The following is an 11,940-nucleotide window of genomic DNA, read 5'->3' as shown; positions in this document are numbered from 1 at the left end:
GCTTCGGCCCTCAATGGTCACGCCGCTCATCATTTGTCCACAGGTTTTGACTGGCCTGCTGACATCTTGTCGCCAATTGGGTAGTTTCGCGCCATGCGCACTATCGGGACGGTCCTGGCAGCTCTATTGCTCGTCGGCGCCTGCTCGTCCGACCCGACGCCGCGCGAGCCGAACGGGTCGGCAACGACGCCTGGGTCTTCGGCGCCGCCGACTGCTGCTCCGACCGTGCCGCCCATGCCCGCGCAGGCCGGCGAGGACTCGCCCGAAGGTGCAGCAGCCTTCGTGAAGCACTACATCGAACTAGTCAACTTCGCCGCCAGGACAGGCGATACGTCATCAATGCTGAGCGCGTCTGCTGACTGCAACGCTTGCACTAGCTTTGCAGATGCTTTTGCAAAGCCACCCGTCGACGGCGAGCGTTTTGCGGGCACGCTTTGGGCGCCCACCGACTACATGGTCTCTTCGAATCGCGAAGGATTGGAAGTCCAAACTGAGATGGACGTTCGTGAAGGCCGAAAGACGCAATCGCACACCTTCGTGTTTGTCCTCTCCAAGAATCCGCCATATCAAGTTTTGGCAATCAGGGATGGTGATGAAAAGTGATTCGCCTTGCAGTTGCGACCGCAGCGATTTGGGGTGTTGGGCTTGGAGTTGCCCAAGCGGACGTTGATTTCGCGCCCGATGAATGGGCGCCGGAGATTCACCTTGACGCTGAGACGGGAGTTCCCGGAAAGCTACCGTCCAATCCAGTAAATGACCCACTTACCGGACCGCCTGACTCTCTGCACTGTTTTGGAGGCACCAGTGGCGAGTGCCGTATGGGTGGCGGCTTCTCAACGCTTCCTCCAGACACTGCGGAACCTCGACCTGAGCCCACCGAAGGGGACGTCCTGCGTGCCGCCCGGACGATCGGTCTTCCGAGCTTGCAGGTCAAGATCCAACCGGGCGACAGGACCCTCGTCAACGTCCCCACGATCTTCCACGCCGAACCCCGGCCGTTCGAGCGAAGCGTGACCCTCCTCGGCTTCGAGGTCGACCTGACGGCCGTTCCGATCAACTTCCGCTGGACCCACGGAGACGGCACCCGCCAGGACACCGCCGGTCCCGGCAAGCCGTACCCCGCGATGGACGTGACCCACCGTTACCTACGTCCCGCCGACGACATCAAAGCCCGGGTCGACGTGACGTACCGAGTCCGATATCGCATAGATGGCAGGGACTGGAAGACGCTCCGTGAGACCCTCACCGCGTCGGGCCCGATAGCCCAGCTCGACGTCGCTGAAGCGGCCCCCGTGCTGACGAAACCCTGAGTGCAACAATGGCCGCATGCCCATTGCAGACCACATCGTCGACCTGATCGGCAACACCCCGCTGGTGCGGCTCAACTCCGTCACGACTCCCGGCGCGGCCACGGTTGCCGCCAAGGTCGAGTACTTCAACCCCGGTGGCAGCGCCAAGGACCGTATCGCGGTCAAGATGGTCGACGCCGCCGAAGCATCCGGAGCTTTGAAGCCCGGCGGCACGATCGTCGAGCCGACGTCCGGCAACACCGGCGTGGGCCTGGCCCTCGTGGCGCAGCAACGCGGCTACAAGTGCATCTTCGTCTGCCCCGACAAGGTCAGCGAAGACAAGCGCAACACCATGAAGGCCTACGGCGCCGAAGTCGTGGTGTGCCCTACAGCCGTCCCGCCTGAACACCCCGACAGCTATTACAACGTCTCCGATCGGCTCGTGCGCGACACCGAAGGTGCTTGGAAGCCCGACCAGTACTCCAACCCCGCCGGTCCCGAGAGCCACTACGAGACCACCGGTCCGGAGATCTGGAAAGGCACCGACGGCAAGGTCACCCACTTCGTGGCCGGCGTCGGCACCGGCGGCACGATCTCCGGCGTCGGAAAGTACCTGAAGGAGAAGAACCCGGCCATCAAGGTCATCGGAGCCGACCCGGAAGGGTCCGTGTACTCCGGTGGAACGGGTCGTCCGTATCTGGTCGAAGGCGTGGGTGAAGACTTCTGGCCCAGCGCCTACGACCCGGCGATCCCCGATCAGATCATCGCTGTCTCCGACGCCGACTCATTCGACATGACCCGTCGTCTGGCCCGCGAAGAAGGTCTGCTGGTCGGCGGTTCATGCGGCATGGCAACCGTCGCTGCCTTGCAGGTCGCAGCCGAGGCAGGTCCTGACGCGCTTGTCGTCGTACTCCTTCCTGACGGTGGCCGCGGCTACCTGTCGAAGATCTTCAACGACGACTGGATGTCGTCCTACGGCTTCTTGCGCGAACCCCTCGACGGCCATCCGCACGAGATCACCGCAGGTGACGTACTGCGCAGCAAGACCGGCGGGATGCCCGCTCTGGTCCACACTCACCCGTCCGAGACGATTCGTGACGCGATCGAGATCCTGCGTGAGTACAACGTCTCCCAGATGCCCGTTGTCGGCGCTGAGCCCCCCGTCGTCATCGGCGAAGTGGCCGGCAGCGTCAACGAACGCGCACTGATCAGCGCGGTGTTCGAAGGCCGGGCGCAGCTCACCGACCCGGTCTCGCAGCACATGGAGCCCAAGCTCCCGTTGCTCGGCGCAGGCGAAGGACTCGATGTTGCACTGAAGGCGCTGAGCGCCAGCGATGCGGTCATGGTCATCGAGGACGGCAAACCACTCGGCGTGCTGACGCGCCACGATCTGCTGGGAGTGCACGTATGAGCACTGTCGACGAGAACAACGGCTTCGCAACCCGCGCAATCCACGCCGGCTATGAACCCAACGCCGAGAACGGCGCCGTCAACGTGCCGATCTACGCCAGCTCGACGTTCGCGCAGGACGGCGTCGGCGGCATGCGCGGCGGCTACGAGTACGCCCGCACCGGCAATCCGACTCGTGCCGCGCTCGAAGCCAACCTGGCGGCGCTGGAAGGCGGCTCGTACGGCCGCGCATTCAGCTCCGGCATGGCTGCCACCGACTGCGCCCTTCGCTCGTTGCTGCGTCCTGGAGACCACTTGGTGATTCCCGACGACGCATACGGCGGAACGTTCCGGCTGATCGACAAGGTCTTCAGCCAGTGGGGCATCACCTACACGCCGGCGGCGGTCAACGACCTCGACGCGATCCGTGCCGCGATCACGCCTGACACCAAGGCCATCTGGATCGAGACCCCCACCAATCCGCTGCTCAACGTCGGAGACATCGCCGCCATTGCGGAGATCTCCCGTTCGGCGGGGACGACGTTCGTGGTCGACAACACGTTCGCCTCGCCGTATCTGCAGCAGCCGCTCGCGCTCGGCGCCGATGTCGTCCTGCACTCGACAACGAAGTACGTGGGCGGACACTCCGATGTTGTCGGCGGTGTACTGGTCACGAACGATCAGGAACTCGACACCAAGTTCGCGTTCCTGCAGAACGGTTCAGGTGGCGTACCCGGTCCCTTCGACGCCTACCTGACGATGCGCGGCGCAAAGACTCTCGCGCTGCGGATGGAGAAGCACTGCGACAACGCCGAGGCGATCGTCAGCTTCCTGCAGGGTCACCCGGCGATCTCGTCGATCCTCTACCCGGGATTGCCAGGACACCCGGGTCACGAAGTCGCCGCCAAGCAGATGCGCCGCTTCGGCGGCATGATCTCGGTCCGGCTTAAGGACCAGCAGGCAGCGTTGGATTTCTGCGCCCGCACCAAGCTCTTCACCCTGGCCGAGAGCCTGGGCGGTATCGAGTCGCTGATCGAGCACCCAGGTGCGATGACCCACGCTTCGACCGCCGGATCGCTCCTGGAGGTTCCTGACGATCTGGTGCGGTTGTCGGTCGGTATCGAAGACATCGCCGATCTGATCGCCGATCTGGAGCAAGCCCTGAACTGATCTGCTCCGCGGCCCTGCCAGAATCAGCACATGAGTGACGTGATGCTGCTGCTGGCTCATCCCCGTTCCGCGAGCTACTGCCATGCCCTCGCTGAGCGCATAGGCCAGAGGCTTCTCGAACAGGGCCACGAGGTGCGATCACACGATCTGTACGCCGAGCGGTTCGATCCGATCCTCACGTCATATGAATCGCACACGAGCGGTGACGTGATCGAGTCGGTGTTGACCCGTGAAGAGGATCCGCTGATCGCGCTGCACCGCGAAGAACTGCGCAGGGCGGAGGGGCTGGTCGTGGTCCATCCCAACTGGTGGGGAATGCCGCCGGCGATCCTGACCGGTTGGGTCAACCGTGTTGTCGTGCCCGGCGTCGCCTACCGCCTGGCCGAAGCCACCGGCCACCCCGAGCCGCTCGCACCGATCCAGAACCTGTTCGTCGTCAATACCTCGGACACCACCGACGAGCGTGAGGAAACTCTCTACAAGGACCCGCTCGCATCGATCTGGGGTCGCTGTATCGCGCCGTACCTCGGCGCGCCGCAGGTCACCAGGCGGGTCCTTCGACCCGTCGCAGACGCCTCTGACGAACAACGCGCCACCTGGCTCGATGAGGTCACGACGCTGGCTGTCACGACATTCGGACCTGCCTCGTAGGCTGGTCCGTATGTCTGAACGCCGAAATCTGCTGGGTGAGATGTCGTGGTTCCAGGTCGCGGCAGGCGTCCTCGCGGCCGTCACAGCGGCGTGGATCGCGTCGAGCCTGGGGGTCGCCGGCACCTTGATCGGCACCGCGGTTGCGAGCTTCGTCGCCTCGATCAGTGCCGCGCTGTACGGCCGGACACTCCACAAGGGCAAGACCCTGCTCGTGCAGACCGCCAGCGGCACGATGATCGAAAAGACCGTGCAGGACGGCGAGATGGCCGAGGCGATCGAACAGGCCGCAGAAGTCGACCGCTCCCCTGTCAGGCGAGCTGAAGTCATCGAGAAGCCCGACCGTCGGCTGCACTGGAAGACCATCATTGCCACGGCGGTGGTTCTGATGCTGCTGGCACTGGCCGCCATCTCCACGGTCGAGCTGGTGTCAGGCAAGTCGCTGGACGGATCTCATGGCACCACGATCGGTGACACCTTCAGCGGAAAGTCGAGCAAGTCATCCGACGACAACAAGAACAAGGATGACGACAAGGACGAGCCCGACAAGGCTCCGGCAACTGAGAAGACGCCGACCCCGAGGCCTACCGCGACCAAGCCGGCACCGACGCCGACTGCCACCACGCCTGCACCGACCCAGACCACGCCGACGCCTGCTGCGACCACCCCGACTCCCACGCCCGAAGAGCCTGTGGAATGAAGCTCTGACCTGCGACGTTGACGCCCACGACTCATTGAAAGGAGCGCACCATGACCATCAAGTTCACCCCCAACCTCTCGGACGAGACCATCGCCGAGATGGAGGTCTTCGAGGCGTTCCGTACCGGCCAGCAGCTGTTGGACGATCGGTTCCCCCGCGACGCGGTGCGGGTGCTGCGCAAGGTCGTCGAGGCCGAGCCGAATCATGCTGCGGCCTGGGAGCTCATCGGACGGGCACACTTCGCGGCCGCCCAGCTCTCCCCGGCTGAGCGCGCGTTCCGGCGTCTCGTCGAGCTCGAGCCGACCAGTGCATGGGCGCAGACCGCGCTGGGGCTCTCACTCGACCGGCAGAGCCGCCACCGCGACGGTGCGGTCCACCACCGCCTGGCGGCTGCAATGGGCGCATCCGACCGTGACATGACCCGTGTCGAGCTCATCGACCGTCCGACAGGCTGACGACCCTGGACACCACGTGGGCGGCCGCGGCGACAGCTGTCGTGCTGATCGTCGCGCCGCCCATCTGGTCGATAACTCGTCATGTCGTGACGCTGGTCCATGAGGCGGGCCATGCTCTTGTCGCTGTCCTGACTGGGCGCCGGCTCAACGGAATCCGGCTGCACAGCGACACATCGGGATTGACCGTCTCCAGCGGCAAACCGCGCGGGCTCGGCATGATCGCCACGGCGGCCGCCGGATACCTCGCGCCCGCGGCTCTGGGCTTCGGAGTCGTCTCACTGGTCGAGGCCGGACGCACCGTGTGGGCGCTCTACCTCGCGCTCGGGACGCTGGCAGCGATGCTGGTCTTCATCCGCAATTGGTTCGGTCTGCTCGTCGTGGCCGTGTGCGGAGCGGCGGTGGCTGCGGTGATCTGGCGAGCACCTGAACGCGTCCACGATTTCGCCGCACTGACCTTCGCCTGGTTCCTGCTCATCGCGGCACCGCGAACCACGATCGACCTGTGGGGCCACCGACGACGTGCCCGCACTCGCACCACGGATGCCGACGTCATGGCGCGGCTGACGGTCCTGCCGGCGGCAGTCTGGAACCTGTTCTTCCTGTTCGTCACCGCCGGGGCGCTGGGCGCAGCGGTGTGGCTGGTTGGATAGAGCGGTGTTCACCCTCGGTAAAGAGCTCTCCGGAGCGCTCGGACGTACTGGCACCATCGACACCCCGCATGGTGAGATCCGCACCCCCGCGTTCATCCCGGTCGGCACCCGCGCGACGGTCAAAGCCGTTCTGCCCGAGGCAATGGCCGAGCTTGGCGCCCAAGCGCTGCTCGCCAATGCGTACCACCTCTATCTGCAGCCGGGTGCCGATATCGTCGACGAAGCCGGTGGCCTCGGAAAGTTCATGAACTGGCACGGGCCGACGTTCACCGACTCCGGGGGTTTCCAGGTACTGTCGCTCGGCGCCGGATTCAAGAAGACGCTGTCGATGGACGCCAACCGGGTCGAGGCAGACGATGTCATCGCCGAGGGCAAGGACCGCCTCGCGACCGTCGACGACGACGGAGTGACATTCAAGTCGCACCTCGACGGCTCGAAGCACCGCTTCACGCCGGAGGTGTCGATGCAGATCCAGCATCAGCTCGGCGCCGACATCATGTTCGCGTTCGATGAGCTGACGACGTTGATGAACACCAAGGACTACCAGATCCGGTCGCTGGCCCGGACCCAGGCGTGGGCCGAGCGTTGCGTCACCGAACACGAACGGCTCAACGCCGAACGCGCGCACAAGCCGCGTCAGGCGCTCTTCGGCGTGGTCCAGGGCGCGCAGCACGAGGATCTACGCCGCCAGGCCGCCCGCGGACTCACCCAGCTCGACTTCGACGGCTACGGGGTCGGCGGCGCGATCGAGAAAGAGAATCTCGGTACGATCGTGCGCTGGGTCAACGAGGAGCTGGAGGTCGACAAGCCCCGGCACCTTCTGGGTATCAGCGAGCCCGACGACCTGTTCACTGCTGTCGAGAACGGCTGCGACACGTTCGACTGTGTCAGCCCTTCGCGGGTCGCCCGCTCGTCGCGGATCTACACCATGACGGGCCGCCGCAACCTCAATGTCGCTGCTTCACGTCGCGACTTCGGCCCGATCGATCCCGAGTGCGACTGCTACACGTGCGCCAACTACTCCAAGGCGTACTTGCACCACCTGTTCAAGACCAAGGAGTACATCGCCGGGACGCTGTGCACGATCCACAACGAACGGTTCACCGTCCGTCTGGTCGACTCGATGCGCGATCACATCGAAGCCGGCACGTTCAACGACTTCCGCGACGACTTCCTGGCCCGCTTCTACGCCTGATGGTTAGGACGCCCAGTAGGTCGGCTCGCGTTCCTTCAAGATCCGAATCACAGCGACCGTGACGGGCATGAAGATCAGCTCCACGGCGCACTTGAACAAGAAGCCGACCACGAAGTAGTTGAGGAACTGTCCGCCGGTCGAGATGCCGATCGCCGATGCCGCGATCGCGCAGAAGATGAAGGTGTCGGCGGCCTCGCCCACACCGGTCGAGCCGGCCAGACGACGCCAGAGGCCCGGTTCGGCTGAACGGGCCTTCATCCGCACCAGCACGTACGAGTTGAGGAACTGCCCGACGAGATAGGCGATCATCGAGGCGGCGACGATCTGCACGCCCGACCACACGACGCTCTCGAACGCCTCCTGGTTCTCGTAGAAACTGGCGGCCGGCAACTGGATGGCCACCAAGAAGGTCGCGAATGCCAGCACCGCGGTGCCGAAACCGACGAGGATCGCTCGCCGCGCGGCCTGGAAGCCGTAGACCTCCGAGATCACGTCGCCCAGGATGTAGGCAAGCGGAAACAAGATCGCGCCACCGTCGGAGATGACCGGCCAGATCTGCACCGGACCGATCGAGAAGTCGCCCGAGCCGAACTCCGTGGCCTTGGTGGCGGCGATATTCGACACCACCAGAACCACACAGAACAACGCCAGGATGATGTCGAAGTACGACGAGCCGCGCGAGGCGTAGTGGATACCTCGCGGGGCACGAACAGGGGCAGCCGCAGAACTCATACGCCCCATCCTGCCAGTCACCCACCGCTCTGGGAGAATCAACACATGAGTGACCAGCTGCCCCACCGCACTGACGTGCTCGTCGTCGGAGCCGGCCCCGCTGGCGCAGCGGCCGCCGCATGGACGTCCCGCCTGGGGCTGGACACGATCGTGGCCGACGCTGCGACGTTCCCGCGCGACAAGACATGCGGCGACGGACTCACGCCACGCGCAATCGCCGAGCTCGAGCGGCTCGGTCTCGGCGACTGGGTACGAAGTCACGGCACCAACCGCGGTCTGCGTGCGGCGGGCTTCGGTCAGGAGCTGCTGCTCCCCTGGCCCGGCGGCTCGCTGCCCGACTACGGTTCGGCTGTCCCGCGCACCGAACTCGACGACAAACTCTTCCGCGTCGCCGTCGACTCCGGCGCGACTCCGCTCGAAGGCGCCCGCGCCGTCGATGCAATCCGCGACGAGACCGGCAAGGTCACCGGGGTCAAATTCGTTCTCGGCAAGGCACGCGTGCCCCACACGGTGTCATGCGATCGGCTGATCGTGGCCGACGGCGTGCGGTCACCGCTCGGACGCAAACTCGGACGCGAATGGCACCGCGATACCGCCTACGGCGTCGCAGGTCGCTCCTACGTCAAGTCGACCCGCAGCGATGATCCGTGGATCTCCTCGCATCTTGAGCTTCGCGGTGAAGATGATGAACTTCTACCGGGTTACGGCTGGATCTTCCCGCTGTCCGACGGTGAGGTGAACTTGGGCGTCGGTGCACTGGCGACCGCCAAGCGTCCAGCTGAGCTGCAGATCAGGCCGCTGATGGAGTACTACGCCACACTGCGCCGCGAAGAGTGGGATCTCAGCGGGGAGCTGCGTATTCCCACCAGCGCCTTGTTGCCGATGGGCGGGGCCGTCTCGGGTGTCGCCGGACCCAACTGGGCCCTGATCGGGGACGCCGCCGGATGCGTCAACCCACTCAACGGCGAAGGCATCGACTACGGCATGGAAACCGGCCGCGAAATCGCCGAACTCATGCGCTCGCACCGGGATCTGTCGAGCGCCTGGCCCGCACTCCTCACGAGCCACTATGGCGAGGCGTTCTCCATCGCCCGCCGGCTGGCCGGACTCATCACGGTTCCGCGGCTGCTGCCGACGGCCGGACCCATCGGCATGCGGTCGCACACCCTCATGACATTCGCCCTGCGAGTCATGGGCAATTTCGTCACCGACGAGGACCGCGACTTCACCGCGCGGTTGTGGCGGTGGGCCGGACGTCAATCGGTTAGGCTCGACGACCGGCCACCGTTCACGTCCTGACACGTTCACACAAGCCAAAGGCCCGACCGAAGTCGGGCCTTTGACGGTGCAACGGTTGCTTAGGCAGCCGGCGGCGCGGGCGGGTTGTTATTGCCCTTGTTGATCTCCGGGATCTTCTCGCCGGATTCCTTGAACGACAGCGCGGTGAAGACAGTCAACGCGATTGCTGCGATGAACAGCACCCAGCCGGACCAACCAACACCGGCTCCGTCACCTGCGGTCAGTGCACGAAGAATGACGAGGAACGTGCCCAAGCCGGACAGGGCCAGCGCAATCAGGTTCCACGGCACACCGGCCGGCAACTGATCCTTGGCGAAGGCCTTCACAGCGACGACCGCCGTACCAGCGAGAATCAGCAACATGCCGAGAGTCGCATAACTGGTCCAAGCATTCGTGCCCACAGTCACCGACATGTAGCTCGCCGATACGTAACGCTCGAAAAACGAGAACAGCAGTGCGAGCACACCCGCAATGAGTGCGCCTTGTTCGAACTTGCCCAAAGACTTTAAGTCAACGGCCATGACAGTATTTCTCCCAACGATGAGTGATAACAACTGCAATCTAGTGCCGAAGGACCACCTAAGGTAGTCATTTCACGCTTGAACCGACCAGCGAGTCGCAATTGGCCGTTGTGGTATGGGCCGATATCTGATCTAGGACGGGCGTCAATCCGTGGACCGGATTGTCGGCCAGTTCGCACTCGCACGAGCGGGTCTACGGCACAATCGCGGTATGAACGCTGATGTCATCGTCGTGGGAGCCGGCCTTGCCGGGCTCGTTGCCACCGCAGAACTCGTCGAAGCCGGCAAGAAGGTCGTGCTGCTCGACCAAGAAGGTGAGCAAGGGATCGGGGGGCAGGCCTACTGGTCGTTCGGCGGCCTGTTCTTCGTCGATTCACCGCAACAGCGACGCATGGGTATCAAGGACTCGGTCGATCTTGCGATGCAGGATTGGATGGGCAGCGCCCAGTTCGACCGCACGGAGGACGCCTGGCCGAGGCGCTGGGCCGAGGCGTACGTCAACTTCGCCGCCGGCGAGAAACAGAGTTGGTTGAAGGAACGTGGACATAGCGTCTTCCCGGTGGTCGGCTGGGCCGAGCGCGGCGGCGGCCTTGCCGGCGGGCACGGAAATTCGGTCCCGCGCTTTCACATCACGTGGGGCACCGGACCGGCGCTAGTCGAACTGTTCGAACGGATCGTCCGCGAAGCTCATGCCCGCGGGCAGGTTGAATTCGCGTTCCGTCATCGGGTCGACGAGTTGATCGTCACGAACGGGGTTGTCACTGGCGTGACGGGCCAGGTGCTCGAACCGACGTCGGCGGACCGCGCGGCCCCGACATCACGCACGTCGATCGGAGAATTCTCGCTGACCGCGCAGGCCGTCATCGTGACGACCGGCGGTATCGGCGGCAACCACGACCTCGTCCGGGCGAACTGGCCCGAGCGGCTCGGCACTCCCCCTGAGCACATGATCTCCGGCGTCCCGCAGCACGTCGACGGCCGCATGCTCGGCATCGCCGAGAAGGCCGGTGCGAGTCATATCAACCGCGATCGCATGTGGCACTACGTCGAAGGAATCAAGAACTGGGATCCGATTTGGCCGATGCACGGCATCCGCATCCTTCCCGGCCCTTCGTCGCTGTGGCTCGACGGCGCCGGTCAGCGGTTGCCGGTACCCGGCCTGCCGGGCTTCGACACCCTCGGGACGCTCAAGCTGCTGCGGCAAAGCGGCCACGACCATTCCTGGTTCGTCCTGACCCAGGCGATCATCGAGAAGGAATTCGCGCTGTCGGGTCAGGAGCAGAACCCTGACCTGACCGGCAAGAGCATCAAAACCCTGCTCAAGGAGCGTCTGTCCAAGGGCGCCACGAGCCCGGTCGAGGCGTTCAAGTCCAAGGGCGAGGACTTCATCGTGGCCGACACACTTGACCAGCTGGTCGCCGGAATGAACGCGCTGACCCCCGATTCACCCGTCGACTTGGCGGTCGTGCGGCGCCAGATCGAGGAACGCGACCGAGAACTCGACAACGACTTCACCAAAGACCTCCAGATCGCGGCGCTGCGGCAGGCTCGTTCGTATCGCGGCGACAAACTCATCCGGGTAGCGAGCCCGCACAAGATCCTCGACCCCAAGAAGGGTCCGTTGATCGCCGTACGGCTGCACGTGCTGACCCGCAAGTCACTCGGCGGCCTGGAGACCAACCTCGACTCCCAAGTCATCGGCGCCGGCGGGGAACCGCTCGAAGGGCTGTACGCAGCAGGCGAGGTCGCCGGATTCGGCGGGGGCGGGGTCCACGGCTATAACAGCCTCGAAGGGACGTTCCTCGGTGGTTGCCTGTTCAGCGGCCGGGCCGCCGGAAGAGCAGCCGCCAAGAACGTCAGCTGACCGGCAATCCCCCGGACCCGCCCGAAGA

At 64.7% G+C, this 11,940-nt stretch carries 13 protein-coding genes; 11 read left to right on the top strand and 2 right to left on the bottom strand.

The window, feature by feature from the left end; translation table 11 throughout:
* Window positions 1-93: 93 nt before the first annotated feature.
* The 9 genes from ACXJKC_RS14565 to tgt all read left to right on the top strand — a co-directional run bounded on the left by ACXJKC_RS14565 (window position 94) and on the right by tgt (window position 7,496).
* A complete protein-coding gene (locus ACXJKC_RS14565) occupies window positions 94-603 on the top strand; it encodes a DUF6318 family protein (RefSeq protein WP_456697455.1) in 510 nt (169 codons plus the stop codon).
* Between the two features lie 215 nt (window positions 604-818).
* The gene (locus tag ACXJKC_RS14560) at window positions 819-1,310 is read left to right on the top strand and encodes a hypothetical protein (RefSeq protein WP_456697454.1); all 492 of its coding nucleotides are present in this window, start codon (window positions 819-821) and stop codon (window positions 1,308-1,310) included.
* Between the two features lie 16 nt (window positions 1,311-1,326).
* A complete protein-coding gene (locus ACXJKC_RS14555) occupies window positions 1,327-2,700 on the top strand; it encodes a cystathionine beta-synthase (protein WP_456697453.1) in 1,374 nt (457 codons plus the stop codon).
* Window positions 2,697-3,848: a cystathionine gamma-synthase gene (locus tag ACXJKC_RS14550; protein WP_456697452.1), complete on the top strand. Its 1,152-nt coding sequence runs from the start codon at window positions 2,697-2,699 to the stop codon at window positions 3,846-3,848. Before ACXJKC_RS14555 ends, ACXJKC_RS14550 begins: the two co-directional genes overlap by 4 nt.
* 30 nt (window positions 3,849-3,878) lie before the next feature.
* A complete protein-coding gene (locus ACXJKC_RS14545) occupies window positions 3,879-4,499 on the top strand; it encodes an NAD(P)H-dependent oxidoreductase (RefSeq protein WP_456697451.1) in 621 nt (206 codons plus the stop codon).
* Between the two features lie 10 nt (window positions 4,500-4,509).
* Window positions 4,510-5,196, top strand: coding sequence for a hypothetical protein (locus ACXJKC_RS14540; RefSeq protein ID WP_456697450.1), 687 nt, complete (start codon window positions 4,510-4,512; stop codon window positions 5,194-5,196).
* 50 nt (window positions 5,197-5,246) lie between these two features.
* On the top strand, window positions 5,247-5,651 hold the full coding sequence (locus ACXJKC_RS14535) for a tetratricopeptide repeat protein (RefSeq protein ID WP_456697449.1): 405 nt from the start codon (window positions 5,247-5,249) through the stop codon (window positions 5,649-5,651).
* Window positions 5,648-6,301: a M50 family metallopeptidase gene (locus ACXJKC_RS14530; protein WP_456697502.1), complete on the top strand. Its 654-nt coding sequence runs from the start codon at window positions 5,648-5,650 to the stop codon at window positions 6,299-6,301. Before ACXJKC_RS14535 ends, ACXJKC_RS14530 begins: the two co-directional genes overlap by 4 nt.
* A gap of 4 nt (window positions 6,302-6,305) precedes the next feature.
* Window positions 6,306-7,496, top strand: coding sequence for a tRNA guanosine(34) transglycosylase Tgt (gene tgt / locus ACXJKC_RS14525; RefSeq protein WP_456697448.1), 1,191 nt, complete (start codon window positions 6,306-6,308; stop codon window positions 7,494-7,496).
* A gap of 3 nt (window positions 7,497-7,499) precedes the next feature.
* On the opposite strand, the gene ACXJKC_RS14520 is transcribed toward tgt, so the two are convergent.
* A complete protein-coding gene (locus ACXJKC_RS14520) occupies window positions 7,500-8,228 on the bottom strand; it encodes a queuosine precursor transporter (RefSeq protein WP_456697447.1) in 729 nt (242 codons plus the stop codon).
* Between the two features lie 45 nt (window positions 8,229-8,273).
* Between ACXJKC_RS14520 and ACXJKC_RS14515 the strand changes: the two genes are divergently transcribed.
* The gene (locus tag ACXJKC_RS14515) at window positions 8,274-9,527 is read left to right on the top strand and encodes a geranylgeranyl reductase family protein (protein WP_456697446.1); all 1,254 of its coding nucleotides are present in this window, start codon (window positions 8,274-8,276) and stop codon (window positions 9,525-9,527) included.
* A 59-nt stretch (window positions 9,528-9,586) separates the two neighbouring features.
* Here the strand turns inward: ACXJKC_RS14515 and ACXJKC_RS14510 are convergent, their stop codons facing one another.
* The gene (locus tag ACXJKC_RS14510) at window positions 9,587-10,048 is read right to left on the bottom strand and encodes a hypothetical protein (RefSeq protein ID WP_456697445.1); all 462 of its coding nucleotides are present in this window, start codon (window positions 10,046-10,048) and stop codon (window positions 9,587-9,589) included.
* Between the two features lie 211 nt (window positions 10,049-10,259).
* Here ACXJKC_RS14510 and ACXJKC_RS14505 point away from each other — a divergent pair, with 211 nt between their 5' ends.
* On the top strand, window positions 10,260-11,912 hold the full coding sequence (locus tag ACXJKC_RS14505) for an FAD-binding dehydrogenase (RefSeq protein WP_456697444.1): 1,653 nt from the start codon (window positions 10,260-10,262) through the stop codon (window positions 11,910-11,912).
* Window positions 11,913-11,940 lie beyond the last annotated feature (28 nt).

The sequence above is a fragment of the Aeromicrobium sp. P5_D10 genome (genome assembly GCF_054049535.1).
This window is presented reverse-complemented; position numbering and strand designations above follow the sequence as displayed.